28 protein-coding genes are annotated in these 25,529 nt (G+C 38.7%); 12 read left to right on the top strand and 16 right to left on the bottom strand.

The window, feature by feature from the left end; translation table 11 throughout:
* Window positions 1–21: 21 nt before the first annotated feature.
* From AB6735_RS22020 to AB6735_RS21985, 8 genes are all read right to left on the bottom strand, one after another.
* Complete coding sequence (locus AB6735_RS22020; RefSeq protein ID WP_370998234.1) at window positions 22–477, bottom strand: hypothetical protein; 456 nt, start codon at window positions 475–477, stop codon at window positions 22–24.
* Window positions 474–725, bottom strand: coding sequence for a hypothetical protein (locus AB6735_RS22015; protein WP_370998233.1), 252 nt, complete (start codon window positions 723–725; stop codon window positions 474–476). Before AB6735_RS22015 ends, AB6735_RS22020 begins: the two co-directional genes overlap by 4 nt.
* Window positions 722–1,189, bottom strand: coding sequence for a lysozyme (locus AB6735_RS22010; RefSeq protein WP_370998232.1), 468 nt, complete (start codon window positions 1,187–1,189; stop codon window positions 722–724). The genes AB6735_RS22015 and AB6735_RS22010 overlap by 4 nt, the downstream gene beginning before the upstream one ends.
* Window positions 1,186–1,812 (bottom strand): head maturation protease, ClpP-related, encoded by a 627-nt coding sequence (locus AB6735_RS22005; RefSeq protein ID WP_370998231.1) that lies wholly within the window; start codon window positions 1,810–1,812, stop codon window positions 1,186–1,188. Before AB6735_RS22005 ends, AB6735_RS22010 begins: the two co-directional genes overlap by 4 nt.
* Window positions 1,813–2,322: 510 nt before the next feature.
* Window positions 2,323–2,553 (bottom strand): hypothetical protein, encoded by a 231-nt coding sequence (locus AB6735_RS22000; protein WP_370998230.1) that lies wholly within the window; start codon window positions 2,551–2,553, stop codon window positions 2,323–2,325.
* Window positions 2,554–2,759: 206 nt separating this feature from the next.
* Entirely contained in the window at window positions 2,760–5,180 is a 2,421-nt protein-coding gene (locus tag AB6735_RS21995; protein ID WP_370998229.1) for a hypothetical protein, read from the bottom strand.
* A gap of 87 nt (window positions 5,181–5,267) precedes the next feature.
* Window positions 5,268–5,912, bottom strand: a complete 645-nt coding sequence (locus AB6735_RS21990) for a hypothetical protein (RefSeq protein ID WP_370998228.1) — start codon at window positions 5,910–5,912, stop codon at window positions 5,268–5,270.
* A 395-nt stretch (window positions 5,913–6,307) separates the two neighbouring features.
* The gene (locus AB6735_RS21985; RefSeq protein WP_370998227.1) at window positions 6,308–6,913 is read right to left on the bottom strand and encodes a hypothetical protein; all 606 of its coding nucleotides are present in this window, start codon (window positions 6,911–6,913) and stop codon (window positions 6,308–6,310) included.
* A gap of 167 nt (window positions 6,914–7,080) precedes the next feature.
* Here AB6735_RS21985 and AB6735_RS21980 point away from each other — a divergent pair, with 167 nt between their 5' ends.
* Window positions 7,081–7,263, top strand: coding sequence for a hypothetical protein (locus tag AB6735_RS21980; RefSeq protein ID WP_370998226.1), 183 nt, complete (start codon window positions 7,081–7,083; stop codon window positions 7,261–7,263).
* Here AB6735_RS21980 and AB6735_RS21975 read toward each other — a convergent pair.
* The 3 genes from AB6735_RS21975 to AB6735_RS21965 all read right to left on the bottom strand — a co-directional run bounded on the left by AB6735_RS21975 (window position 7,260) and on the right by AB6735_RS21965 (window position 11,281).
* A complete protein-coding gene (locus tag AB6735_RS21975; RefSeq protein ID WP_370998225.1) occupies window positions 7,260–9,314 on the bottom strand; it encodes a hypothetical protein in 2,055 nt (684 codons plus the stop codon). The genes AB6735_RS21980 and AB6735_RS21975 overlap by 4 nt on opposite strands.
* A gap of 188 nt (window positions 9,315–9,502) precedes the next feature.
* Complete coding sequence (locus AB6735_RS21970; protein WP_370998224.1) at window positions 9,503–10,396, bottom strand: hypothetical protein; 894 nt, start codon at window positions 10,394–10,396, stop codon at window positions 9,503–9,505.
* 420 nt (window positions 10,397–10,816) lie between these two features.
* Window positions 10,817–11,281 (bottom strand): terminase small subunit, encoded by a 465-nt coding sequence (locus AB6735_RS21965; protein WP_370998222.1) that lies wholly within the window; start codon window positions 11,279–11,281, stop codon window positions 10,817–10,819.
* Window positions 11,282–11,718: 437 nt separating this feature from the next.
* Between AB6735_RS21965 and AB6735_RS21960 the strand changes: the two genes are divergently transcribed.
* The 3 genes from AB6735_RS21960 to AB6735_RS21950 all read left to right on the top strand — a co-directional run bounded on the left by AB6735_RS21960 (window position 11,719) and on the right by AB6735_RS21950 (window position 14,197).
* Entirely contained in the window at window positions 11,719–12,972 is a 1,254-nt protein-coding gene (locus AB6735_RS21960; RefSeq protein WP_370998221.1) for a hypothetical protein, read from the top strand.
* 167 nt (window positions 12,973–13,139) lie between these two features.
* Entirely contained in the window at window positions 13,140–13,736 is a 597-nt protein-coding gene (locus AB6735_RS21955) for a hypothetical protein (RefSeq protein ID WP_370998220.1), read from the top strand.
* A gap of 161 nt (window positions 13,737–13,897) precedes the next feature.
* A complete protein-coding gene (locus tag AB6735_RS21950) occupies window positions 13,898–14,197 on the top strand; it encodes an RNA recognition motif domain-containing protein (protein WP_370998219.1) in 300 nt (99 codons plus the stop codon).
* Between the two features lie 89 nt (window positions 14,198–14,286).
* Here the strand turns inward: AB6735_RS21950 and AB6735_RS21945 are convergent, their stop codons facing one another.
* A complete protein-coding gene (locus AB6735_RS21945; protein ID WP_370998218.1) occupies window positions 14,287–14,640 on the bottom strand; it encodes a hypothetical protein in 354 nt (117 codons plus the stop codon).
* Window positions 14,641–15,379: 739 nt separating this feature from the next.
* Between AB6735_RS21945 and AB6735_RS21940 the strand changes: the two genes are divergently transcribed.
* Entirely contained in the window at window positions 15,380–15,685 is a 306-nt protein-coding gene (locus tag AB6735_RS21940; protein WP_370998217.1) for a hypothetical protein, read from the top strand.
* Window positions 15,686–15,741: 56 nt separating this feature from the next.
* On the opposite strand, the gene AB6735_RS21935 is transcribed toward AB6735_RS21940, so the two are convergent.
* Entirely contained in the window at window positions 15,742–16,443 is a 702-nt protein-coding gene (locus tag AB6735_RS21935) for a helix-turn-helix transcriptional regulator (RefSeq protein ID WP_370998216.1), read from the bottom strand.
* A gap of 433 nt (window positions 16,444–16,876) precedes the next feature.
* Here AB6735_RS21935 and AB6735_RS21930 point away from each other — a divergent pair, with 433 nt between their 5' ends.
* The gene (locus AB6735_RS21930; RefSeq protein WP_370998215.1) at window positions 16,877–17,290 is read left to right on the top strand and encodes a hypothetical protein; all 414 of its coding nucleotides are present in this window, start codon (window positions 16,877–16,879) and stop codon (window positions 17,288–17,290) included.
* Window positions 17,291–17,435: 145 nt separating this feature from the next.
* On the opposite strand, the gene AB6735_RS21925 is transcribed toward AB6735_RS21930, so the two are convergent.
* Window positions 17,436–17,774: a hypothetical protein gene (locus AB6735_RS21925; protein ID WP_370998214.1), complete on the bottom strand. Its 339-nt coding sequence runs from the start codon at window positions 17,772–17,774 to the stop codon at window positions 17,436–17,438.
* A gap of 172 nt (window positions 17,775–17,946) precedes the next feature.
* Here AB6735_RS21925 and AB6735_RS21920 point away from each other — a divergent pair, with 172 nt between their 5' ends.
* Together AB6735_RS21920 and AB6735_RS21915 are read left to right on the top strand one after the other, a co-directional pair.
* Window positions 17,947–18,255, top strand: a complete 309-nt coding sequence (locus tag AB6735_RS21920) for a hypothetical protein (protein WP_370998213.1) — start codon at window positions 17,947–17,949, stop codon at window positions 18,253–18,255.
* Between the two features lie 99 nt (window positions 18,256–18,354).
* Complete coding sequence (locus AB6735_RS21915; protein WP_370998212.1) at window positions 18,355–18,714, top strand: hypothetical protein; 360 nt, start codon at window positions 18,355–18,357, stop codon at window positions 18,712–18,714.
* Window positions 18,715–18,788: 74 nt separating this feature from the next.
* Here the strand turns inward: AB6735_RS21915 and AB6735_RS21910 are convergent, their stop codons facing one another.
* Window positions 18,789–21,020, bottom strand: coding sequence for a tetratricopeptide repeat protein (locus AB6735_RS21910; protein ID WP_370998211.1), 2,232 nt, complete (start codon window positions 21,018–21,020; stop codon window positions 18,789–18,791).
* A 652-nt stretch (window positions 21,021–21,672) separates the two neighbouring features.
* Between AB6735_RS21910 and AB6735_RS21905 the strand changes: the two genes are divergently transcribed.
* The 4 genes from AB6735_RS21905 to AB6735_RS21890 all read left to right on the top strand — a co-directional run bounded on the left by AB6735_RS21905 (window position 21,673) and on the right by AB6735_RS21890 (window position 24,469).
* The gene (locus AB6735_RS21905) at window positions 21,673–22,263 is read left to right on the top strand and encodes a TetR/AcrR family transcriptional regulator (RefSeq protein WP_370998210.1); all 591 of its coding nucleotides are present in this window, start codon (window positions 21,673–21,675) and stop codon (window positions 22,261–22,263) included.
* Window positions 22,264–22,309: 46 nt separating this feature from the next.
* Window positions 22,310–22,678, top strand: coding sequence for a VOC family protein (locus AB6735_RS21900; RefSeq protein ID WP_370998209.1), 369 nt, complete (start codon window positions 22,310–22,312; stop codon window positions 22,676–22,678).
* Between the two features lie 42 nt (window positions 22,679–22,720).
* On the top strand, window positions 22,721–23,014 hold the full coding sequence (locus AB6735_RS21895) for a YciI family protein (RefSeq protein WP_370998208.1): 294 nt from the start codon (window positions 22,721–22,723) through the stop codon (window positions 23,012–23,014).
* A 765-nt stretch (window positions 23,015–23,779) separates the two neighbouring features.
* Window positions 23,780–24,469 (top strand): hypothetical protein, encoded by a 690-nt coding sequence (locus tag AB6735_RS21890; protein WP_370998206.1) that lies wholly within the window; start codon window positions 23,780–23,782, stop codon window positions 24,467–24,469.
* 8 nt (window positions 24,470–24,477) lie between these two features.
* Here AB6735_RS21890 and AB6735_RS21885 read toward each other — a convergent pair whose 3' ends face one another.
* A complete protein-coding gene (locus tag AB6735_RS21885; RefSeq protein WP_370998205.1) occupies window positions 24,478–25,305 on the bottom strand; it encodes an alpha/beta fold hydrolase in 828 nt (275 codons plus the stop codon).
* Between the last annotated feature and the right edge of the window lie 224 nt (window positions 25,306–25,529).

Raw genomic sequence — 25,529 nt, 5'->3', positions numbered from 1 at the left:
CTCAAAACATTAATCGTATTCTTATTCCTCAACCGTTTTGAACTTATGTTCATAATACCATTGTGATAAAAGTACGCCATCACTCCAGCTTAACTTTCCATCCGCTGCAACTTGTGCCATGAGTATAGAAAGCTGGTGAAGAATTCCCGGTTTAATGTTTTTGTCCATAGTTTGTATAATTGCGATTGCAGCTTTTACAATGAGATCGGGCTGGGTTAGACTTAAAGAACTTTCTACCAGTTTCAATTCAGTTAAAAGAACAGGTAAAGATGCCCGCAGTTTATCTTTGATCACATCATCAATATTTCCTGGTATAATGGAAGTCAAGATATCTACAATAGGGGAGTCGACAAAGTTTTTAATATTTTCCGTTATCGTAATCCCAATCTGCAGTGCTGCCTTTATTTCTGAGGAAAGTCCACCAAAAAGGACTTCGATCTGATTCCAGATCTTTTTTAAAAATGTGTTTAAGCTCATGGTTTTTTATTTTCTTTAAGTTTGTTTACATCTTGTTGTAATATGGCCACCTGACCCTCTAAAACCTTTAATCTTATTTCGTTGACACGAGATTGCGTCTCTTGCGTTGAACGAACGTCTTTTATATCACTTTTCAATTGGAAATAGGTTGTCATAACAGACATAACTATACTGACCGTGCTGACGACAGTCACCAAAATATTTTTAAGGGTGATACCCTTGATTTCGCGATGTTCTATAGTTGTCATGGTTGTTTGAATAAAGCGCTTTCCTTAGCGCGTCTTTTTGTTAATGCGTCGTTTACTATTTTTTTGCCGGTTTTAGGATCAGTAACTTTATTCCAGGGCGCAAACCAATTGGCAGCCGTAGCATAATCTTTTTCATTCAGCTTTTTTAATAGAGTAGAGTGTAATAAGGCATTTGTCCCCAAATTATAAGTGAACGAAACAAGAGCATCGTATTGATTTTGCGTAAGTGGAACAAGTACATAGCTATTAACAGCTGTTTCGTACTGGTTGAGTGTATTCAGCAATAGTGAATTGGCTTGTGCCTCGTTACTGAGTTTATCGCCTGGTTTTATAGCATCGCTATTCTGATACCTTGTTGATCCGTATCCAATTGTCCATATTCCGCCAATATCTTTATAAGCGTGCAGTACCAGGCCCTCAAAGTTTTTAATAATGGCAATACCGTTTTTACTGAGCTTCATCATCGTGGTAAGGATATTATAGCTTTTGCCGGTGTAAACAGATTTTTGTTAATGCATCGCTGGTAAACCGCGGGGGCGGTATCGGTGTATTTTTGAATGAGGGCACTGTTAGTAATAGGCGAATTGTAATCATCAATGCTATCGATAAAACCAAGATCAAGGGCCTGGTCGGCAGTCATCCATGTAACAGAATTGATGAGGCTGTTGATGGTAAGCCCATCCAGCCCCGATTTATCCATGTAGATCTGTGCCAGGCGCGATTGTACCACGTTGAGCATCTGTACATCTTTTAAAAGTTCGTCGGCATTACCACCCGAGCCTACCATGGGCTTGTGGATCATGAGCAGGGCATACTTGCTCATCACCACCTGCTGTCCACCCATTGCCACAACCGAAGCTGCCGAGGCGGCCAGCGCATCGATATATGTAATTACCTTACCGGGATATTTTTTTAGCAGATCATAGATGGCGATGGCGTCAAAGGCGCTGCCGCCTACCGAACTGATGTGTACTTCTACATCGGCGCCGGCGGCAGCTTCCAGTTGCTGCTTGATATAAGCCGAGGATAAGGCGCCCGAACCTATACAGTCGGTTTCGGTATCATGTAAATAAATTTTGTAGCTCATTTGTTGAGATATTTGATGTGAGATTTGAGTATGGAGATTGTCTGAACCCGAATTAAACGAACTGCTTGAACTGATCGAATTGTATTGGAATTCTGTAAATTCTTTAATTCCTGGAATTCAGGTTCAGACAGTAGCTTTTGAGTCGTGCCGGCTATTAAATGTGAAGCAGGTTTGCTTATGTGTTTAATATGTTGAATGGCATAATTCAAAGGTCGTTATTAATTTTTATTTGGATGGTGACAGTGTTTTGTCAGTGGGTGATTGTCTGAACTCGAATTAAACGAATTGTTTGAATTGATCGAATTTTAGTGAAGTTCTGTGAACTCTTTAATTCCATGAATTCCGGTTCAGACTAATTTGATATTCAAAGATCGGGACAATTATTGAGTAGTGTGGTGGCAGTAGTTTGTCAGTAGCTATCTAAACCTTGATTTTCTTGATGTTAGAACTGATGGATTAGGATATCGGTAATCAAGTTAATCAATAAATCCTACAAATCATGGTTCAGAATTATTCCGAAAAGCAATTCAGCGCCCGCCAAATAGTGCGTTCATCTTTGCCGAACTTGACTTCGGCTTCCAGTACAGCCTGGTTTTTGCTGATTCCGCGTGTTTGCATCTGGGCATCAACCCATAGGTAAATTTCGCGATAGGTAAATATTTTGGTGGTGATGAAACCGGCCTTGTACATGGCCGTAAATACGCCTTCATCAAACAGCGTGTTTGCAAGTTGGATATTCATGGGAAAGAGGTCAAAAGTCAAAAGTCAAAAGGCAAGAGATCAAAAGGCAAAAGGCAAAAGGCAAAAGGCAAAAGGCAAAAGGCAAAAGGCAAAAGGCAAAAGGCAAAAGGCAAAAGGCAATGATTGATATGAAATTTGGCATACTTGTATTGCCAGCAACAAAAGTTTTAACTTTTGAATTTTAACTTTTGAATTAAAGCCGAAGGCTACAGATTCACCCTGTTTACCGTTTGGGCCAGGATGTTTTGCTGATTGTTGATGTCTTTTACATCTACATAAACAGGGGGGAAGTTGTTGATCATCTGGTAGGCCAGGGTGTTGGTCAGCTCTTTAACATCATTAACCGGCTGATTGTAGTAACGGTTGGCATTGCCACCATCGGTAAATATACCGCCTATGGCATAACCCCTGCTTGTATTGGGCATCGAGAAATCCCTGCCGCCGTGCGCCACATTGATGGCGCTTACCAGGTTACGTGCCCAGGGATTGCGCATAGCTTCGGACACCACAATCGCCTCGCCCGAACGCAGGTAGGCGTTGGTGTTATCGGTACGACTATAACCGGGCAGCAAAGCACCTCGCCCGTCCGACTGGTAATGCAGACCGCCTTTGGCATATTGCGGTGGTTTTTGGGCCGCAATGGTGGCTACCTGTATAGCTGTGGAAGCAATAATACCTGGGATAACAAATGCAGCCAGCATACCCGCTTGCGAAGTAGCCTTGGTAACTGCCAATGCGCCATTGATAACTGCCTGTAATATAGATGATTTTTGCTCCGATTTAAAGGCTTTTACCTTTTCGGCGGCTTCCTGCTTTTGATATTTGGCTTCGATGGCCTGGCGTTGGGTACTGGTGAGGCTTTTGTTGCTTAACTCGGCGGCTTTGTCTTTTTCCAGCCCTTTTATCTTGGCATCACTTTGATTTTTGATATTGTTTTGAAGAATGGAAAATGCCGCGTTGGAAACCTGTTGAGCCGCTTGTTGAATGAACTCATTACGTTGTTGCTCATATTGCTTGGTTAGCTGGGTAAGAGCTTCCTGTTTTTGAGTTTCCAGCTCTATTATTTGTTCCGTGTTGCCGGCCGCCAATTTTATTTCATAATTATACTTATCGGTGATCAGTTGTTTTTCGGCATCCAGTTTTTGGCCGGGGAGGATGGCTTTATCAACGTTTTTCTGATCTTTATCTATAACTCCCTTTTGCTGTTGGGCATCAACCAGGTCTTTTTGTAGCTGTTGGGCTTTAGCAAGATCATCTTTGTTGAATTGGGTAACCATTTCGCCAATATCGATATGGAATTTTTGCTGCAACTGTTCACTCTGTTGCTGATATTGCTCTTGGCTTATTAATTTGTTATCCAGTTGTGCTTTCAAATCAATTTGCTCGGTATTATAATTGGCATGATCTTGTTCTAACTTCTTATTAAAAGCATCGGTAGTTTGCAGGAGTTGTTTTGTCAGAAAATCGGTATAAGCTTTTTCATTATCAGTAGTCGATTTTTGCACATGATTCTTCTTTTCAGTTTCCCTGACGTCATTAACCGAATAATTGCTTAACATTTTATTGATAGCTCTGATACGTTTGATGATTGGCTTTGCTTTGGTCTCAAAACCCTTTGTTCCGGCTTCCAGTTTATTTAATGCTTTTTGTTGGTTTGCCAACTCGGCTTCCCAATAGGTTTTATCATGTTTAGGATTTAAGTTGGCTTTAGGGGCAAAGTTGAGGAGTGATTCGGCCAGTTCACTGTCCAACTTTGCTATTTGGCTTAATATAGCCTTATCTTTTTCTGCAACATCTTTGAATCTCGCATATGCCTTATCTCTCAAACTGCTTTCACGATACGCCCCACCAGTATCTGAGCCCGGGCGATAGGTAAATCGCGAAATACCTTCGTCCTTTTTTTTACCGCTTTTATAGGCATCCCTATCTGCTTTTGCTTCTGCGTAATCCTCCTTCAAAGCCATACGTTGTTTTACATATTCAGTTCTTTTATCCTGTACGGCCTCTTCCATGGCCCTGCGGTTAAGGGAGTTAATATATTCGTCCAATAGCCGTTTACCTTCTTTGGTTTTTATGTTTTCGAGAGTAAGATTTTCTAAATATTTAGGTGATAATTCATTGAGTTGTTTTATCGCTTCAATTTGTAACTCATGCGAGGAATTTTTATTATTTATGATATTTACCAGCATGTCTACTTTTGAGATTTCGCCTGATACGTTGTCGATATAGGATTCCATGACCTCCTTATAGTCTTTCAAAGCCTGCGCCGCCCGCTTTGTTTTTTCGGACTGGAACATGTTGCTTAAAAAATCCAGTATCTGCGGCCCATAAGTAGTGATGATGGTAAAAGTAGCTGATAAAATTCCCTGCCAGCCCTTAAGACTTTCGGTTGCAATACTAATGAATTCTTTAGATGTATTAAATGCGTCATTAATATCCTTTATTGTATTTTTAATTTTTGCCCCCCAGCTTACGGTTTCCTTGTTTTGATTATTATACTTCAAGATCTCTTTATTGAGATTATTGATGGAAGACTGTAAACTGTCAAAGGCCGCTTTATACTGGGGTATTTCTCTTAATGAGTCGGTATTGATATTAATATCAACGTTAATTTTTTGATTATCCATATTTTTATGTTTTAAATTCCATTTGGCATATATTTATGTGAGAAAAATTCTTACAGCAGATAGAAAGTAGAAATGTGTACTTATAACTTACCTGAAATTTGAAAGCTCAGCGTTTGATATCAATAGTGGGTCAAGGTAGATATCCTTATTAGCGAACGTATAGTTTTTAGGAATCCCATATTTATGCTCATAATCATTTGGATATTGTGTAAATACCTTTTTATTGGGTTCTATAACGTACGCAATACCTAACATATATTTTCCGTCAAGGACTTCTATATAAACAAGGCTCGATTTGATGAACGTGCCTATGTATCCGGATTTCTGTTTTTTTACTTCATCTAAGTCAAATACTTCTGTGAGTGGAAGCACATAGGGTTTTAACGAAGTTGCATCGGATAATTTTATATCATTAACTTCCTTGTCAGTTAAGCCTAAGGGGCCTATATCCTGACTGGTTATTGGTCTTATTAAACGTAATGTACCTAATGCATTAACCCGTTTGTTGTCAAAATAGCTTTGGGATACGTATACTTTATCACCCTTATCAAAATGTGGACACTGGAATAGATAAGCATATCCTATTGTTATATAATTGAAGTTCAAATATCCAATTATCGCTATTGTAATAGCACATGCTCCAATTATCCAGGCTTTGGCATTGCCTTTTCTGTTATTTTTCTGATGTGTGCTGAGGGAATTATGAGCCCCTGGAGTTTGTGATTCGGTCATGATAGATTTGGTTACTAAATATTTTAGTAAAAAAAACAATAGAATATTCAATTGCAAATAATAAGTAAAGTTGTGGAGAATAACTCCCCAGCAGTTCGAATATCCTCCGTTTGAACCGATATACTGATGAGAACAGACGCTCATCAATATCAAATAAATCAAAATTAAGTACATGAGCGTTGACGCTCATGTAAGGCTGCATTCAAGCTAAGACACCTGACTGTGCGGGTAGTTGTAAACTACAGGCATAGTTGTCCGAAGTCAGAGACATTCGGACAGCACAGAACTCTACGAACAACGGGCGTTTTTTTGTCTTTTCTAATCATGGCCGTAATATTCGGCTTTTGTTATTTTTTTGTCTTTTAAATCCTTATTTGATTTTTAAATATCATCAGTTATTTGTGGTTTTGTTTAACTATGTTTTTGATATCAAATTCAAGTTTTGGGTTAGTAAATATATCCCCGTCATGGCTTAAAACGTCGGTATAAGCGGCAAAATCAATATCTCCAGCTTCACTTTTTTGAAATGAGCCACTTACTAAAACATTATCACCTTTTGATAATTCTCGTAATGAGTTTTTAACTGAAGATTTTTCATTAAGTGGTATTCCTGAGGATAATACTATACTACTATATTCTGGATATTTTTCATCTTTGTCTGGCATTATCCCCTTAGGAATAAGCAACGTGACCTCTATAAAATCAGCAGGCCAATGTTTGACACTAATTTCATGAACAATGGCATGCCATTGTTTAGCTTCATCATGTAGACTATCAGTGATGAATTTTATTAGTGAAGTTTTTTGCTTCTCATAAGTTTCAGTTTTCTTAATTTCATTTGTTTCGAACTCATCGTAAAGTGAGTCTGCAAGCTGGAATTTTCTAATTAGTGATTGTTCCTCAAATGGTCTATTATCAATTTCAACTATTTTAGCGGGCGGCGGTGTTGTGTTGCACCCTAAAAGAAAGAAAGAAGGAAAAAGTAATCTTGAAAGCTTCATGTAATGATATAGTTTAAGGTATTGCTAAATATTTTAGTAAAAATAAGCAATAGAATATTCAATTGCAAATAATTATTAAACTTGCGGATAATATATTAGAAGACTCTTTTGCCAAAACCCGTAACAAAATAGCAGGCTCATCATCTTCTTCAAAAAAAATCAACCATATGATCATCTTAAAATCTGATTCTTTTAGTTCGCATAAAACACTTACCCGCTTTATAAACGAGAACCTCATCAAACGCGAAGACATATTGAAGATTACATATGAGGAAAGTACAAGTTTTTATATTATTTTCTTTTATGGAGAAGACTCGGTAGAGGAAATCACACACGGCTTGTTCTCTTAACCCAGTTTTACCAGCTCTACCTTAGCAGGCTGCCCGCTGCGCCAACTGTCAATTTTGTTGATGTAGTAATAGCAGCCATCCTGTTCCAGGTAAACGGGGATAAGAAGATTGAGCTCCAGGATATCGCGCGGACTGAGCAGAAAGTAGCGCACCACTTTTTTGGTTTGCTGCAGTATTTTTTCCAGTTCGGGGTAGTAGGCAATGCGCAGATCTTCCCACAACAGGCTGTGCTCGCCGCCAGGTTTATAAAAATAGGGTACGGATATTACATCATTCACGGTAATACGATTACTACCATCGGTAAAGGTAACTGATGGGGTACCGTTTTGCTGACGCAGGTCGATCTTTTGATCGATCAGTAAACGTGGCTGGGTATTGATGCTGAAATCAACGGCATCGGCATCCTGCAAGGTATCTATCTTTAATATTTGCGCCATATTGCCACCAATGTATGGCCGGTTAAGGGTAGGGGCAAACTGGCTCTCGAACAGAGCTGTAGTTAATGGCAGGGTTTTATCGGCCACATTGATCTGGGCGTTGCCAAAGTTTTTGGGCAAAATGGCATCATCCTCCTTATAGGTCATGGTGTTTACCTGTGCATAATTACCCAGCTGAAAGGATACGGTTTTACCCTGGTCAACACATTTGCTTGTCCAGTTGGTAGCCACAGGTATATTACTCACAATATCACGGAAGGACGAAAATGTAACGGTGCGCGTGGTATTGTTAGTTTGGCAAATGATGCCGAAACGCTGCAGGGTGTCCTTCAACAGATCTTTCTGAGTAATATCCGGGAAAATGCGCTCGCACTGGATATCCTGTCCAAATAAAATATCCTGACCATCAGCCTTAATGGTTAGCTCCGTAGTGCCGGGCATGCTAAACCGCGAACCGGTGTAGCCCTTAAATTCATAACCAATATGCAGCTGCCCGCCAATGGGTAAATCCGCGTCAGCCGAGAGCGTTACCGGATCCGTAGTGTTTTTATAGGCGTAAAGATTGAAGAACCCCGATTGTTTATCGATAACGATATTGTCTTTCAGATCAAAATTATGGGTAGCTAATGGAAGTTGAACACCATTTACCGGGTCGGTGTAAATGATATTGATATCCAGGTTAGAGGCATAGTCGCCAACAAATTTCCCGTAGAAGTAAAAAGAAGGTATTTTTACCGTGATAGTAACTTTCGTAACAGCCTTCGCTACATACCTGCCTGCTGATGCCTGGTAATTTGGATCGCTGTTAAGGATGTTTTTAAAAACAACGGTGCCGGTATTGTTTCGGGTATCGGGATGTGAAACATTTAAATCATTACCTAATGACGCGTTTACACCAAGGGCCGTGGAGTTTTGATAATCCGTACCATGCTCAAAGTTGTCATTGGCAAACTGTACAATGAGTTTATCATACATGGCTTGCCTCAACAGGAACGAGCTTTGATCGATCTTATAACCCGCCGTTTGTGCGAATAGTTCGATAGCTGTTTTCAGGAAAAAGCCTGGTCGTTGATAACGCACATCGATTTGAGGGTTATTTGAAAAGTCGGTAGCTATCCGGCCATAATCAATCACGGGCCATATATAGCCGTTGGTGTTGTTTTGTGAATGCGCAACCGTATTCAGATCCCACGTATGCTGATATGGCCCAAATGCGTTTTGCTTGCCTATCTCGGTAGTGGTATCGCCCATGTCATAAATTTTTACGTCCAGCGCGTCGAAAAGATCAACATTGCCGCTGAGCACGGTGACGCTGGCTGTATCCTGTTCAATAAGGTTAAGCTGGGCAATGGCCGAGGGCACGATCTCCAGTCCATCCTGTATGATCCGGGCTTCGTAATTATCATAAGGCAGGTTGGTGGTGAAGGCCACATCATCCGGGAAGCCCAATATCTGCCGGTTACGCTGTGTAAGGAGCAGCTTAAACTGGTTACTGGTATTGCCCTGCTGATTTTTTACCTCTGCCAGGTTATTGATCTGGAAGGTGAGCGCGATAGGGCTATCATCACTCAGATCAACCAGTTGATTGTTGAGATATAGTTGTAATTGGTTCATTTTGATTTCGGAATTGGGATGTTGGATTTTGGATTTATTTTTGATTGGGATATTGGAATTTCTGAACCTTGATTTATGAGATTGAAGGATTTTCATGATTCCTGTTTGATATGAAATCCTTTAATCCCCTAATCAGGTAAATCATGGTTAAGAAATCCGAAATCGAACATCCCAAATCCGAAATAACCCTACTGCGTTTGTATATTAATTGACGGCATGTTGAACGTTACGCTGAATGGTGCTTGGCCATTGCGGGTTTCATACTCGCTATAGGTTGCGGTATTGATCACAATGGTTTGCCATTTTACCGGATTTTTGTTCACCAACATCTGTACTTTGGGCGAGTATTTGATAGACTGTAAACCCTTGATGTCATTAACCGAAAGGTCTTCAGCCATCACCTTCATTTTTTGCCCGGCTGTTTTGCTGATCACCTGTTCAATGCCTTCCTGGTTTTCCCAGTCGCTTACAAAATTTTTAATGATCACAGCATTCTGTACGTCCAGACTTACCTCCTGATTAAAAACAAAACGATAGTATTCCCAACTGCCGCTCAAACCTATCCAGCGCAGGTAAACGGAGTTATCATCAACAGCATCATCTATCCTGATGGTTTGAGTTTGGGTAACGGTATGGTTAACGTTCTGCTCGTCGTTATATTTGAGATCAAGATTCATATAAAAAGCCTCCCGCGGGAAGTTGCCGTTGATGTGCAGACGATTAAGCCCCAGTTGAGCAGCCAAAGGTGTGTTTACCTGGGTCTGATCGGCGATGATAAATGAACTGCCGTCCTCGTTCAGTAACCAGGAGCCATCTTCATTAAGTAGATAGCTTGTTTGCTGTCCGCCGGCAAGCGGGTTGCGGTTAATATCCAGTAAAGTGAGCTCTGCATATAGTTGTAAGCCTAACAGATCTTCGCTGTAAATAAAACCGATATCAAAAGGGTAGCCGTTGGAGTAGGCAGGCTCTGTAAAATCAGTTACCCAGCGGGCAAGCAAGGTAGGATTGTTCATGGTTTTAAATGGTACATAAGCGGCCAGGTTACCGCCATAACGCTCGCCCAGTTGTTTGGCAGCATACATCACATAAAACGGATAGGGTAACGATCACCTGTGCATTGGAGAAATAGTTTTGCCCAAAAAGGACCGATCCTCCCAAACCGTTAAATGGGGGCGCATTAATATCATTCAGCATGATGTATTTAAGTTAAGAATTTGGTATGGAAACCCTTTGCCTGAGTGGTAAAGAGCTTTATGTTTAAAGTGCCATTTGGCATAAATGAATTCAAATATACTAAGAAAATTAGTTAAATCAAAATATATTTGATTTTGGAGCAAGGATTTTTAGAACAAGGAGTAAAGACATTTGATATATGGATTGGGATTTCGAATTAAGGATAAAGAATGGAATGCTTCAATACTTTCTTTAGTATCCTGCTCTTCATTTTGCTTTATTCTTACTTTTCCTGTCCTTGCTCTTTGCTCCAAAAATCCTTGCTCTACTCAAAGCATTACTTCCTTTTCGCTACCAGCGGGTAAGGGGCCTGTATTTAGGATCTCCACTTTGAGGGTATTACCGGTTTTTGAAACTGGTTTTTGTACCTCCGGTTTGTCATTCCATCCCAGTGTTTTAAGCGCGAATATAACTCCGGTTGGTGTTTGATATAAACGCGATTCATAGGCAGCTTCTAACCGCAGGCGTCCGCGTTTTAATACACGGGCATGCTTGCCGCTATCCTCATAAGCTTCAAATTCCTGCTTGCTGCTAAAGCCAAGGAACAGCGCCATACCTGCTATGGTGGCGGCTTCCGGTTCGCGGTTCAACATCTTTTGTGCTTTTGTAGTAGTAGTTTTCCTGTGGACTGTTTTTTGTTCGATAGGGGATGATCCTTCAATGTGTTTAAAGTACTGATCAATACGGTTGGCTAATACTGCCGCTGATTTTGAATAATAGGCATGAATTTTCATAGATTAATGTTTGAATTGTTGAACAGGGATTTTGAAATAAGAGCAAGGATTTTTAGAGCAAAGATTTTGAAACAAAGAGGTGGGATTCCCGAACTGTGCAAACATGTTGCTATTTAATCTTTGCTCATTCCTTCAAAAATCTTCGACCCAAAAAATATGACATGAATGACGACTGGAATAATCACTAACAAATATCGGAAATAAAAATATAAAATGCTAATTTTTTTGGTAATTTATCGCAATGATTTGATTGGCAGCTTGTTAATTTTTGAAAGTGGTTTATCTACTCCACACTTTGCAAAACACAAAACTTCAGCACAAAATTTAGCTATAAACTTTGTGTGATGCCCGTCAAATTAGTTTATAAAAACAACCTTTTGGCTTATTATTTTTATTATTGCACCCGATAACCATTTATATACCCGGGTACTATCATAATGCGCATACAAAAAATACCTGTTCTTATTTTTACTTTGGCAGTTTTCTTTTTCGGCAACGAAAAAGTATGTGCACAGGATAAGCGGTATATTCCACTGGGGCATCCCAAATATAAAGATACCTTAATGGTTGTTCATCCTGATACTACTTTTGAAAAGGATATTTTTGACGTTATCAAATCCATATTTGATAAAAATTACAAGGACAGCAAAGCCGATTCGGTGACTACCAAACCGGTGTTCTCCATTGTACCGGCCATAGGATATACCTTGCAAACAAATCTGGCTGGTACCCTATCGGGTAATGTGGTTTTCCGTACGGCTCCCAATACCCGTATCTCTACCATTACCATCAATCCAGCCTATACTCAAAAAAAACAGATACTGATACCCCTGTTATCCAGTATCTGGACAAAGAACAATAAGTACAATTTTGTTGGCGATTTCAGATTTTATAAATATCCGCAAAGTACCTATGGTTTAGGAACCAATTCCAATCTGGCTAATGAAAATCCGCTTGATTATTCCTTTTTCAGGTTTTCAGAAACAGTACTAAAACAAATTTCTGGCAATTTTTATGCAGGTCTGGGGTATATTTTCGATAACCGATGGAATATGTCTGAACGGGGGCAAATCAATGGCGGTGTTTCCGATTATGAACGATACGGACCCATTGCCCGTTCCATTTCCACAGGCATAACTTTTAACGCGCTGTTTGATAGTCGCGATAACTCCATCAACGCCTCACGCGGCTTTTACGCTTCTTTGCAATACCGCGATAATTATTCCTTTTTAGGCAGTACCAACCCATGGCGTTCGCTCATTATCGACGTACGGAGGTACTATAAATTTCCGCAGGAATCTGATAACGTGTTGGCTTTCTGGTCATACGATTGGCTGATCTTGAATGGCCGCCCGGCTTATCTTGATCTGCCCGCCACCGGTTACGACGCCGGCAACACAACCGGCCGTGGATATATCCAGGGAAGGTTCAGAGGAGCGCAAATGATTTATCTGGAGAGTGAGTATCGTTTTAAGATTACGCGCAATGGGTTATTAGGCGGTGTGGCCTTCGTCAATGCGCAATCTTTCTCAGCTACTCCAGGCTCAGGATTACAAAGTATACAGCCCGGCTTTGGCCCTGGTTTACGGATCAAACTCAATAAAGTGTCCAAAACGAACATTGCTATTGATTATGGTTTCGGCCGGGAAGGTTCCAGGGGCTTGTTCATTAATGTGGGCGAGGTATTTTAGAGATATTATTTTGTGATTGTCTTTTTTATAGATGCACAAATACCATATTTTTTATGAGGTTAATAATAATGGTGATTAATTGTAAAAAAATGTTAAATTTTTGCTTAAGGCTATCAAACTGATGAAATTTAAACTATTTATTATTAATTTTAAGCATCTATTAGCCTATGAACAGTATTCGGTTTACTAAATGGTTATTTTCTATGCTTTTGCTCATCTCGGTGACTGTTTCGTCATGCCAGAAAGATGAGAATGTAAAGGGTATGGATGCCAATAAGTCAATCGCAGCTGCCGATAGCGCATCCACCATGAGTGTTACCAACGGCCCTGGTAACTTTTTGGCCGGTAAAGGAACACTAAAGATCACAATTGAAGATTCTACTTATACGTTTGATGCGGCTACAGACTCTGTAGCTTTTATTAGTGTGCATAACGGTGATAGTAAATATTTCGGTATTACAGCTATCAACAAGGCTCATACCATGAGTTTTGGCATCAGCTCCGTTGGCTTTGCAGAAGCCAATACAACCAGCAAAGTAGCAGGCAGTCAGTTTCTTTTCAAATTGGATGAAAAAAATCCAGTATTGCAGTATACCTTAACCAAGTACGGTGGCAAAGATGATTCCGGAAAAATTAGTATTGAAAGGTATAATAACGATAATCTTATAGCAAAAGGATCTTTCTTTACCTTTTTAGCCAAGGATGACAAGGTTAATTCGCCTTTTTACAAGGTTGAAGGCAGTTTTGAACTTCAGTTTAAATAATTTAACTCTCCGTAATTAACAGCCCGATTTTTCAATAAGCCTTAAATAATTTTTGTTGCGTAATTTAAAGGTAAAAAAGACTAACATATCTCCTATGCTTTATATTTCTGACCAAAATATGCCCTATTTTTAGTACCTTTACAGAAATTTTAAGGAGATTAATGAAAGTATTTATAGCAGGGCTTCCTTTAGAAGTAGATGAGGCCGAATTAACAGCAGTTTTTGGTGATTTTGGGCCGGTTAAATCGCTCAGGATCATTAAGGATCGCGAAACAAAAGAGAGTAGGGGTTTTGGCTTTGTAGAAATGGTTAACGATAATGAGGCGAAAGAGGCTATAAGATGCATGAATGGTGCAAGTTATTATGGTCGCCGGATTACGGTTAACATTGCGGAAGACAAAGGTCCGGGCTTTAACGCCGGGGGCAATAGCACGGGTAAAGGCAGCTTTAAACGTAATTAAGTAACAAGCTAAAAGATATTCTTTTTTGATATAAGCCGGATTTTCCGGCTTTTTTTATGCGTCGTGATTTTATTATACGGGCTTCGAAACTAATAGGCCTGAACCATAGATGAGCTATTGATATTAAGTGCGTCCAATAAATAATCAAGCCTTAAGTTTAATTCGTTAAGCGGTATTTCGCCACTTTCAAGTGCGGTGGTAAGTAAATCTAATTCTGCGGTGATATTGGGGGCAGCTGTGTTCAGGTCAACAGTAGTGTTATTTAACTGTTGCCGATTCTCTAAAACGTTAATTTTAAATTCAGCAGCGGTAAGCAGGTAGATTTGTTGTACATCATTAGTATACAGGTGATTAGTTATCTTACTTTCCTGTTGGTTATTGAATACAACTAAAACTATAGCAGCAATAATAGCGGCAATTACAAACATCATTACAGGTTCCATCTTCGTCAGTTTTATAATTTAGGTGACCGGAGCAGGGGCTCTCAGTAGTTTATTAAAATAAATATATGAGTATTATATGTTACTTATTACCGCGATGTTGATAAATCGAACAAATGTTGAAAAGTATTTAATTTTTGCCTCCTGATTAATAAAAAAGAAGCGGGTTGTGTTTTTTATAGGGCTTACAAGTCGAATAAACTTGTTTTCTGAGTGAGAAATACCAGGTTTATGTAGCATAAGAAATTTAAAGTCGTTTTTATAACAGTAAAACCTTAACCCAGTTCTGCTAAAGTCCAGGTCAGCCTCATGGGTGTGCCATACCCGCAATTTGCCTCTCCACTTGGGCTATCTAAAGAAGATATAAATTGGGCTGAGTTTTGTTTATTTGTAATGTTTGCGTTGCTTGGTTTTTAGCTGCACAATAATAACCCATATCATAAACAGTAATATTGTGTAAAATGCAATATTCTGTAGTTTACTGCCAACGCTAAATGAGCAATCAATGAAATGTAGGGCTTTAGCGAGCATGTCAATTGTGATAGTTTAAACTAATGGGTTCTTATGGTTTGTTTTACAGCTACTTATAGTTCAAAAATAACAATTTTGTATTTTAATGTACAGAGTTTTATAGCGGGCTCAACATAATACAATAAATCCCTACAGTTGAATGCATGATAGTTTTCTCTTTGTTTATATATTTACTATCAAACGGCGAATAATCTTTTAAAATATATAGCATATGACCCTTGTTGAATTTTTAAAATGGCTTAAACGAGAGTCGGAGAATGTTGAGCAATTAACCAAACGTAATTATCACACCCATTTAGAAGTGTTATTTAAAACAATTGCGTATGATGGTGCGCGTTTGGATAAGAAGCATAACCTTATGATCACTACGTACCTGCAATATATCGATAATACTAAACGCGATGAATTTAGGAATGATCTGTCTAAAACTGATTTAGGAGAGATTCTTGAAAGTATAAAAGCTGATATAGATTGCATGATCTTTCGGATTGAGCAGGGGAACAAGCCGCTTGTTTAATTGCATTACATAAAATACCATAAGCCCTTGTGGGCTGGGCTTATGGTATCAAAATATTAATGATTGTGCTTTTTATGAATGTCTTTTACAAGACACAGTTTTTTAATATCTGCTATTTTAATGATAAAAGGGCCGTATTTGAGCCGGTTTCCTATCATTTCTGTGGTATTATCAGAATGGGCAACTACTTCTTCCGGATTATCGCCGGCCAGCAGCCTTTTATACATACGATATTCGCCCCATTCAATGTAGTATACCTCGCCCGGGAGTATTTTTTTGTCATGTATTACTTTTAGTGCTACCCAGCAACCATTTTCAAGGTAAGGATACATCGAGTGGCCCCAAACCGGCAGCGCAAAGTCGCAATCCTCAATTCCTGGAAAATTCATCCGGCCAACCGGCATGGAATCATTGATGTCATTATAAACCTCAACCCCCGAGGCGGTAGCCGAGATCTCATACATGGGAATGCCTTCTTCTGTTTTTTTATCTGTGTTTTTTTCTTGAATAAGGCCTGTTTTTGCACCTGTAATAAATTCGCTATAGGTTTCTTTAAAAATTCTGAGCTTTTCTGGATCTATATTCTGCCTGCTCTTTATTATTTCAGTAATCGAGCTGGGTGAATTAAAGCCAAGGGTTTCGGATAATTGAGCGTTTCCCATAAATGCTTTTCCTTTAAGCTGATTATAAAGTATAATAAACTCCAGGGTTTCCGGGCGAATAGTTTTGATCTTACTGACTTTTGGGGTATCGTCCATGTTGATAACTTTTTAAAGATTATTCTTTAATTTAATAAAGATTATTCTGTATGTTTGTTGTGTTGATTTTACTAAAGTACTACATTTTTTTTCAATTGCAAATATATTTAATACAGAAATTAAAGAATGTATGTTACAGAAAACTGTAATAATAAAAATCAACTTCAAAGAATGCTCAAAATGTAAATAAATTTTTAAACATGTATATAGCCTATTCCGCCTTTCAAAAGCAAGATGACCACAATCAGCAAAATGCCAACCCTATTTCCAACCATGAACAGTTAATACGATACCGCGCGTATATAGAAACCTGTTCAAAGTATAGTAAAGAAATAGCTGCTATACAGAAACACCTACCGGGGTGGACTCCAACTTTCAGATAGTACGCCATCTAACAAAAAACACACCTTATTCATAAATTAAAAACAATACCATGATAAAAATTGCGCAAAAACTAAAAGACCAATTATGGTGGCTTATCATATCTGTAGATTATGATTATAGCCGGATTGCCATAGCAGATCACGATCTGAATGATGAAACTCTTACGCTTTGGCTGGAGGACAAACAGGATTATAAAAACTCGCTCGATGAATGCCTGCAGGTTGATATTAAGGCACGCGAGTTTGCCAAAATTATAAAAGGCGAGGGGTTGAACAGTTATGAGGGTAGTAAAATGCACCCAACTAAAAACTTTGTTTACAAAGCACGCATTGAAATAAATGCCCCATTGAAATGGTACCAAAACGATGCTGCCACTATTGAACAGCAGTGGGCTCGCGAGTCGGTTTTAAAAACTATACTAACCCAGCTGGTAGAAACAGAGGCCGCCAGGATCTATGATTAAAGTTTTTGAGCATTCTATTATGCCAAATGGAATTTTATTCATATTTAATAAAAGCGTTAAAAGTAGCTATTATGGCTGCCTTTGGCGCTTTTAACTTTAACAAGATGTGTGAATTGTATTTAACAGATGTTGTAAGAGTAATCTGTTATTTAACCCTGACCTGCTGTTTTTCGGCTTGTTCCGTTTCTACCAATTCATTAACCTCGCTTAGCGCCTCGGCGGGTTGGCTGGCATAATTCAGTTTACGGAAACGCCATTGAGCGAAAGCAGGCTCCTGAAAACGATTGATCAGCTTAAAGAATTTTGGAAAATTGTGCACCTCTTCCAATAATACACCGGTTACTATGCCATTATTATCTAATATTTCACGAATGGTATATTCTTTATCTTTGGTTATCCAGATCTCAAAATCCCTTCTTATTTCTTCGCTTTTTTCAGGATCGATCCTGTCATTTATGCAAATTACCTTATCTCCTGGTTTCATGATCGTATACGTTGTTTGAGCTGTGTTATATTTTATTCGCAACTATTATACACTACAAAGTACCGCTTTTTAAATCGGAAAGTAAAAACATGCTCATAATTATTCCGACTAATAGTAACCCATTCATTAAAAATGTCGTATTAATACGTGATATATCAATGTAGGGGGTGAAATGAATTTCTTTTATCTTTTTCTGGTCATCGGTTCGGGAGTGGTTTATCTGATTTTAAGATTTGATAAATTGCAGCGCCGGAAACAAAGAATGCTTTTAAAGCAAGCCAACAATGTGCAGCCGCTATTGCTGATGCAAAGTTTGCAACAAAAACTTAGCAGGCTAAATAAAGCGATGGTTCATAATTCAACCCAAAGCAAAATAGGTAATCAATTTAAGAAAATATCTGCCGACTATAACCGCGGCCAAATCAATATGCAGGTATATTGTAATCAGCTTAATGAATTACTGCAAAGAATAGGGGAGTGATAATTATTGACACCTCTGTTGCGTATAAATAGGTACTGAGGGCAAAAAAGTAAATAAATATTTGCCAAATAAACAAATTGTTTATTATTGCAGTTGCATATGTCTGACGAAGCAATAATAAAACGGTTAAAAGTAATTGTGAAGGAGCACGGAGGGCAGCTGGGGCTTGCGGGTGCTATTGGGGTTGATCAGGGCTTTATCAGTAAAGTGATCAATCAAAAACAGGATATCAGTTATTATTTGATCCGTAAGCTTTGCTTTCAATTGAAATACTCACCAGAGTGGCTTATTTTAGGAACCGGTGAAAAGAAAATTGATAAACCAGAATCGGCCAAACTGATCACCGAGATCCAGATGATGCGGACGGAAGTAGATATTTTACATGCCCGTATGCGTGCCTATGAAATGGAGATCAAAGAATTGCGTGATCAATTACATCTGGATAAAAAAGCAGGATAATTTAACATTTTAAAAAATTTGAAATAAAAAGGCCATCTTGTTACAGGATGGCTTTTCTGTGTTTTCTTAAATTTTTACCGACAATAACGGCTGGCTATTACCGCGGCCTTTTTTAAACCCAGTTCAACAGCTTTGTTGAAATTGGTACAGGCTTCTGGTTTTTGATTAAGCGCGATTTTGGTAAGTCCCATTTGCAAATAGGCCCCTGCATATTTGGCATTTAGGGTGATGGCCGTAAAGCAATCAGCAAGAGCGCCCTGTGCATCATTAAGACTCAGTTTCAGCTCGGCCAAATCGGTGTAAACATAAGCGCCTTCGCCAAATTTTAAGGCGTTATCAAAGTCATCAGTCGAGCCCTGTTCATCACCTAATTTGCTTTTGGCTATGCTGCTATGTGCATAAGCTTTGGCATTCCTGTTATTAATATAGGTAGCGTTATGAAAATCGTCGGCAGCCCCTGCATAGTCTTTCATGGCTAATTTAACATCACCTCTGAATAGGAACGTTTCGTCGTTTGAATAAATGGCTACCGCTTTATCCAGATCGGCCAGGGCGGCCTTATAGTTTTTTAACCTGGCCTGGATGTGTCCGCGGTTTTGATATACCACTGCTGATGAATCAGAAGTCGAATCAATTTTTATGGCGGTGCTAAAGTCGGCTAATGCACCGGTATTATCCTGGAAGTCGGCACGGTTAAGGCCACGTTTTAACAGAATGGCAATGTTTTTAGGGTTTTTAACAATACCGGCATCATAATCGGCCATGGCGCCTTGTATATCACCGGCGGCGGCCTTTGCTTCGCCCCTGAAAAGATAAAAGTTGGAGTTTGCCGGGTTTAAGCTAATAGCTGTTGTGAAAAGTGATACACCTTTTGTGGTGTATTTAAAAAAATCGGTTACTCTGCCCAGGCGCATATAAACATCCTGGCGCCGCGGTGAAAGGGTTAAAAGTTTTTCAAAGTCCTTTACCGCTCCGGCCGGGTCATTTGTTTTGTCCTTTTCGATACCACGGTTTAAATAGGCGTAAGTATAATTAGGGTTTACCTGTATGGCTGTAGTATAATCGCGAATAGCGGCTTGCCTGTTACCCAGGTTACGGTAAGCATCGCCGCGCACTAAATAGGCTTCGTCGCTTTTATTATTAATATTGATGGCCTGAGTAAGATCGGCTATAACACCAGCAGTATCTTTTAAAGCCATTTTTGCCTTGCTGCGACTTATATAAGCCTTTAAACTTTTGGGGTTTAATATAATCGCACTGTCTGCATCCGATTTGGCTCCCTCACCATCATTGAGTTCAAGTTTAACAGCCGAACGATTTTGGTAAGCATCCGGGTTTTTAGGGTCAAGTGATATGGAATGATTCAGATCATTTATAGCACTTTTATAATCTTTCAAATTGCTTTTTACCAATCCGCGGTATAAATACACATCGGCCCTATTGGGGTACTGGCTAATAGCTTTGTTAAAATAATCAAGTGCCCCTTTACTATCGCCCATGTTATTTTCGGCACTAGCCAGGTAGAAGAACAAATTTTTAAGATTAGGGTTTAGGGCAGCAGCTTTTTTATAATCATCAACCGCGCCTTTATAATCACCCAGATTCCCTTTGGTATTTGCCCGGTAAAAATACGCTTCGGCATTTTGAGGGTTAAAAGTTAACGCTGTGGTATAGTCGGTTACAGCTCCGTTATAATCGTTAATGCTTGCTTTTGTATCGGCCCGGTATCGGTATAAGTCGCCTTTTTGAGGGTTTAACTTTATAGCTGAGTTATAATCGTCAATAGCGCCGGTAAAATCCCCCTTATTATTTTTAGCCAGGCCCCTGTATTCATATAACTCAGCATTATTTGGACTAAGTTTTAAGGCAAAGGAGAAATCCGCAATGGCTCCCGTATAATCCTGAATGTTTGATTTTGCACTGCCGCGGTATTGGTACATTTTGGCATTCTGGGGCTCAAGGGCAATAGCTTTGTTAAAATCATCAATGGCATTGTGGTAAACGCCAATGCTGCTTTCAGCGTTAGCTTTATAATAATATGCCGTGGCAAAATTTGACTTGAGACTTATAGTTTTGACGTAGTCGGCAATTGCAGCTTCATAATTTTTAAGATTGCCATAAGCGTTCGCGCGATAAAAATAAGCATCGCTGTTATTTTCGCTGAGCTGTATGGCTTTGGTAAATTCCTGAATGGCGGCATTGTAATCTTTTGAATTAGCCCGGGCATTTCCATTTTGTATATAAGTACTTGCTGTTTGGGCAAACGTGCTTAAAGGAAGCAGGATAAAAAGTAAGAATTTTTTCATTTATGAATACTGGGTGATATTTTCAGCAACCAATAGAGGTATAACAAAGGCCATACCGAAAATAAAAGCACTCTAATTTTCGCAAAATGATAGTTTTATGGAACCAGGGAATAAAATTTGGGGCATAAAAACCCCATAATCTATTTTTTAAGCAATATAATCCGGGTAGATATTAACCTTATAAGTACCGAGTATTAAGTTTTAGGAATATGATGCCTCGTTTGTTTTATCGGTATGGTTTTGATCTCGTCTTTTATTATAAAAAATAATCGCGCTGCAAATCAGGATGCAAAAAATGGAGAATGTTTCAATAATAAAATGAATCAGAGGGATATGACTTGAGCCATTGGAGATTAAAATACCCGCATCTGGCAGAAGTATTCCGAATAGTGGAAAACAAAAGAACATTCTTAATATTATTAATTTTTCCATAATTATTAACATTTAGTATGATAATGCTAAAGTAGGTATTATTTTGTTACTATTTGAATAAAAAGCAAACTAATTCGTACTACAATTTAAAGGGAGAAATGTTTTTGTTTTTTTTAATAATTTTTCATTGATCTGTAAGTGTATACCCGGTCAATGAGATATGAAAAAGTGAAAATTATTTTTAAATGAATGAACGTTCACTTATATTTGTAATGATAATATGAGACCACGCGACGAAAATAAAGAACAGCTGATACGCCAGAAGGCCATTGAACTGATAGTTAACAATGGGCTCGACGGCTTTAGTATAAGTAAACTGGCAAAAGCCGCAGCTGTATCACCGGCTACTATCTATATTTATTATGAGGATAAGGACGATCTGATCACCCGGCTTTGTATTGATGTGGCCTGGAAAATGATGGAGTTTAGTTTCAAAGATTTTTCGCCGGAGATGGATTTCGCTGATGGTCTTAAAATACAATGGTTAAACCGAATGAAATATTTCAGCAGTTTTCCGACTGAAATGGAGTTCATCGAAATTATGCGTTATTCCCATTATTATGAAAAGGTGAGCAAAGCGATTACTGTTAATTTTGGTGCGGTTTTAGGACCGTTTATGGAAAACTCCATTAAACGTAAACAATTGATACCGCTTCCCTTTGAGGTTTACTGGTCGCTCGCTTTTGCTCCTTTGTATCAGTTAATAAAGTACCATCACCAGGGTAAGAGTTACGTAAATAACAAATTTGAACTTACAGAAGAACTGATGATGCAAACATTAGAGCTGGTTTTAAAAGCGCTTAAACCTTAAAAATTAAACTTTTTGAATAAATGACATTCACTTATGATATATGAAAATGAAACTCAACCATATTAACCTGCCTGTAACCGACGTAGCTGCCTGCATCAAATTTTTTGAACAATATTTTAGTTTTAAATGTGTAGAAATCAAAGGCGATAACTTATTGGCAGTTTTACAAGGCACAGATGGCTTTACCCTGGTATTGATGGGCAATAGCTTTAACCGTAATGGTAACTCTGCATATCCTGATGCATTTCATATCGGCTTTTTTGTTGAAACCCACGAAGAGGTGATAGATATGTATAACCGTTTACTTGCAGGGGGATACCTTGCAGAAAACCCTCCGGGTAACTTACGTGGCAGTTATGGTTTTTATTTTAACGCCCCCGGAAACCTGCTTACTGAAGTTACCTGTCACGCTTAAAAATTAAAAAACTCAAACTCAAAATTTAAACTATTTCATCTTATGACACAGGCATCAGCGTATAAAGAACCCCATCATGTAATGCTGTTTTTTGAAGAGAAAGAAATTACCAATGAACAGCATACCTGTATTAGGGAGCGTATTAGCTATTACGAAAACCTTAAAAATATGGGCAAGGTGTTGCTAAGCGGTAACTTTTGGAATCAGGCTCGTAATTTTATTATAGTATACGTAATAGTATACGTATCTTCAGATACGGAGCTGGAGCAAATTATAGATAACGATCCGGCGGTGCGTAATAATTTGTTTGAATTAGTAAGAGCCATACCTTTTTAATCTGATTTGCAGTATCATTTTCTTTATAATACTTTTTAATTAAGAAATTTATATTCAAAATAATGTGTGTTATTACTCAATAACAATAAACATCAGGTGTTTAGATAAGTTTTATGCGTAAATATTTAAAATATTTCGAAAAAATTTATTAAAATTAACCTTGTTGAAATATTATTTTACTTTTTAAGCAAAATAACTTGCATTGTATTCCTAAAAGGTGTAAATTAGGGATATCAAATTATTTGTTATGGAGGAAATAGCGATTTTTAGAATATTCTCGAGTTTCCCGCTGCTGGGACTCTTAATTCCAGATCTTTCATCACTGTTTATTTTTCCACTGAGGCAGATCTCTGTTACACATTTATATGTTGAAGGCTTTTTATCATTAACCGTTATCATTTGTACTATCGGCATTTGGTACCACCAAAAGCAAGGACGGAGTAATAATATGCAGGTTACAACGGGCAGCTAAATGCTGTTTGGGCCGAAGCGGCTTTAAACAGCTGTTGAAATTATGATATAAACCAATTATAAGCCTATCTTATTTATTTAATACCCCTATGCCCGGTATATTTAAGCCGGGCTTTAATTTTTATTGCCATGGTTAAGTGAGCTAATATTTGCATTTATAGTAATGAATTAAGGTTTTTTCATATTTTTACTGTAATGAACCTTAATCAACTTAACCCTTGCACCTTCGGCGTTATGCACCTTAGCACATATTGGTTTAAAGCCCCTCGCTGTTTAAAAACGGTTTTAATTTTAATGTTTACATGCTTTGTTGGTACGGTTATGGGCCAGCACCGGTCGCATGAGGCGCTAACCTGGGGTGGAGGCGGCAGCGGAGGTGGCGGCAATTTTGAATCGGGATATGCGGTTACATTTGGTGTCGGTATTGACGCCCCACAGAATTATTTTAAAGATATTTACAAGCCGGCCGCCGCATTTAATTTAGGGATTGCCCGTTTTATAGATAAGCTCACCATAAGCCTTAATGTAGGTTATCATAACTATCAGCCCAAGGACGCTTTTAACCCGGATAAAATAACGATAGATATTGGAAATGGTGTAGATGATGGTACCCAGGATCAAACTCCAATTACTCTTTTTACAAGCTACAGGGTGTTTTCTGGTTATGCAAGCATTGTTTACAATATTAATGTAGCAGATGGGGCAAGGCTTTATGGCGGAGCTAACCTGGGTGGTTATTATACAGATTATTCCTATCTGGTTTTTGATCCTAATAGTGATCAGGGTGGCACCGTAGTTACGCCCGGGCGCAAAAACTTTTATATGGCTCCGCGCTTAGGGTTGATCTTCGTGCTTAGTGATCACATCGGCGTAAGTATAGAATCAACTTATAACTTTTATGCGCCACTAAAAAAATCAAACAATAGCGGAGGAACATTTTATACCTCAGTAACCGGTTTGGCGGCTGTTACCTACAAATTTTAATCAAAGGGTTACCGTTTTTTAAACGGAGTTGAAAAAAATTCATCAACCTTTGCGTTGAATTCGTCCTTGTGCTCAATCAGTGTGCCGTGGCCCGAATTGGGCACTATCCATAAATAAGCGTTAGGGATGTTTTGTGCAATAAGCACCGTATGTTGCGTAGGGATTAGGTCATGGTCGCCGCCGATGATCAATGATGGGCATTTGATGGCTTTTAAGGCCGAAAGCTTGATATTAGGCTGAAACCAATCGAGCAGAAATATCTTCCAGTCGTTTTTTTCTTTTGCTGTTTTAAATTCGGTATTCTTTTTGGCTTCGTATTCTTTTTGTTCCTGTTTCCAGTAAGAGGGTATAAGCCCTGTTGAATCAGGCCATAAATTGGCGCCAGTGGATGCCAGCTTAATCACTTTACCTGGATGGCGTATAGCGAGTTCCAGCGCGTTGATGCCTCCATCGCTCCAACCAATAACGTATGCCGAATCGATATGCATAGCGTCAAGTAAACCAGCAAAATCATCAGCCATCATTTCAAAACTCAAAGAATCGCGATCATCTCTTGATTTACCATGTGCCCGGCTGTCAACAGCAATAACTTTATACTTCTTCGCAAAGTAGGGGATAGTATTAGCAAAATTGCCCATACTGCCTCCGTTGCCATGTATCAAAAGTAATGGTTTGCCGGCGCCATAAACTTCGGTGTACAGCTTTATGCCCCTTACATTGTAGTATTTACCCACAGTCGAATTGTTGCCGTAGGGCGTTTTTATTTGAGCATTACCTACGGAAACTATCCATAACAAGACTGCTATTAATACATACAATGATTTTTGAATTTTCATGGGATTAATTATAAAGATATAACCGTCAAATAAATTACGAGCCGGGACATAAATGTATGATTACTTTAATATATTATTAACTGAAAATGTAAAAAACTGTGCTAACACGTTAAGTAATATTACCTTTGCCATATTAATTTGAAATACTTTTAAACTATACGCGTAAAACAATATCCTACTAAATGAAATTAGATAGAAATGTTTTACCACCTATACCAATATAT

Origin of the sequence: Mucilaginibacter sp. RCC_168, assembly GCF_041355315.1 — a bacterium.
GTDB lineage: Bacteria > Bacteroidota > Bacteroidia > Sphingobacteriales > Sphingobacteriaceae > Mucilaginibacter.
The sequence above is the reverse complement of the archived record's forward strand: the minus strand, read 5'-3'. Positions and strand labels throughout refer to the sequence as shown.

Coding starts and splice junctions, on each gene's coding strand:
- AB6735_RS22020 (WP_370998234.1), bottom strand. CDS start 477: ATGAGCTTAAACACATTTTTAAAAAAGATCTGGAATCAGATCGAAGTC.
- AB6735_RS22015 (WP_370998233.1), bottom strand. CDS start 725: ATGACAACTATAGAACATCGCGAAATCAAGGGTATCACCCTTAAAAAT.
- AB6735_RS22010 (WP_370998232.1), bottom strand. CDS start 1,189: ATGATGAAGCTCAGTAAAAACGGTATTGCCATTATTAAAAACTTTGAG.
- AB6735_RS22005 (WP_370998231.1), bottom strand. CDS start 1,812: ATGAGCTACAAAATTTATTTACATGATACCGAAACCGACTGTATAGGT.
- AB6735_RS22000 (WP_370998230.1), bottom strand. CDS start 2,553: ATGAATATCCAACTTGCAAACACGCTGTTTGATGAAGGCGTATTTACG.
- AB6735_RS21995 (WP_370998229.1), bottom strand. CDS start 5,180: ATGGATAATCAAAAAATTAACGTTGATATTAATATCAATACCGACTCA.
- AB6735_RS21990 (WP_370998228.1), bottom strand. CDS start 5,912: ATGACCGAATCACAAACTCCAGGGGCTCATAATTCCCTCAGCACACAT.
- AB6735_RS21985 (WP_370998227.1), bottom strand. CDS start 6,913: ATGAAGCTTTCAAGATTACTTTTTCCTTCTTTCTTTCTTTTAGGGTGC.
- AB6735_RS21980 (WP_370998226.1), top strand. CDS start 7,081: ATGATCATCTTAAAATCTGATTCTTTTAGTTCGCATAAAACACTTACC.
- AB6735_RS21975 (WP_370998225.1), bottom strand. CDS start 9,314: ATGAACCAATTACAACTATATCTCAACAATCAACTGGTTGATCTGAGT.
- AB6735_RS21970 (WP_370998224.1), bottom strand. CDS start 10,396: ATGTATGCTGCCAAACAACTGGGCGAGCGTTATGGCGGTAACCTGGCC.
- AB6735_RS21965 (WP_370998222.1), bottom strand. CDS start 11,281: ATGAAAATTCATGCCTATTATTCAAAATCAGCGGCAGTATTAGCCAAC.
- AB6735_RS21960 (WP_370998221.1), top strand. CDS start 11,719: ATGCGCATACAAAAAATACCTGTTCTTATTTTTACTTTGGCAGTTTTC.
- AB6735_RS21955 (WP_370998220.1), top strand. CDS start 13,140: ATGAACAGTATTCGGTTTACTAAATGGTTATTTTCTATGCTTTTGCTC.
- AB6735_RS21950 (WP_370998219.1), top strand. CDS start 13,898: ATGAAAGTATTTATAGCAGGGCTTCCTTTAGAAGTAGATGAGGCCGAA.
- AB6735_RS21945 (WP_370998218.1), bottom strand. CDS start 14,640: ATGGAACCTGTAATGATGTTTGTAATTGCCGCTATTATTGCTGCTATA.
- AB6735_RS21940 (WP_370998217.1), top strand. CDS start 15,380: ATGACCCTTGTTGAATTTTTAAAATGGCTTAAACGAGAGTCGGAGAAT.
- AB6735_RS21935 (WP_370998216.1), bottom strand. CDS start 16,443: ATGGACGATACCCCAAAAGTCAGTAAGATCAAAACTATTCGCCCGGAA.
- AB6735_RS21930 (WP_370998215.1), top strand. CDS start 16,877: ATGATAAAAATTGCGCAAAAACTAAAAGACCAATTATGGTGGCTTATC.
- AB6735_RS21925 (WP_370998214.1), bottom strand. CDS start 17,774: ATGAAACCAGGAGATAAGGTAATTTGCATAAATGACAGGATCGATCCT.
- AB6735_RS21920 (WP_370998213.1), top strand. CDS start 17,947: ATGAATTTCTTTTATCTTTTTCTGGTCATCGGTTCGGGAGTGGTTTAT.
- AB6735_RS21915 (WP_370998212.1), top strand. CDS start 18,355: ATGTCTGACGAAGCAATAATAAAACGGTTAAAAGTAATTGTGAAGGAG.
- AB6735_RS21910 (WP_370998211.1), bottom strand. CDS start 21,020: ATGAAAAAATTCTTACTTTTTATCCTGCTTCCTTTAAGCACGTTTGCC.
- AB6735_RS21905 (WP_370998210.1), top strand. CDS start 21,673: ATGAGACCACGCGACGAAAATAAAGAACAGCTGATACGCCAGAAGGCC.
- AB6735_RS21900 (WP_370998209.1), top strand. CDS start 22,310: ATGAAACTCAACCATATTAACCTGCCTGTAACCGACGTAGCTGCCTGC.
- AB6735_RS21895 (WP_370998208.1), top strand. CDS start 22,721: ATGACACAGGCATCAGCGTATAAAGAACCCCATCATGTAATGCTGTTT.
- AB6735_RS21890 (WP_370998206.1), top strand. CDS start 23,780: ATGTTTACATGCTTTGTTGGTACGGTTATGGGCCAGCACCGGTCGCAT.
- AB6735_RS21885 (WP_370998205.1), bottom strand. CDS start 25,305: ATGAAAATTCAAAAATCATTGTATGTATTAATAGCAGTCTTGTTATGG.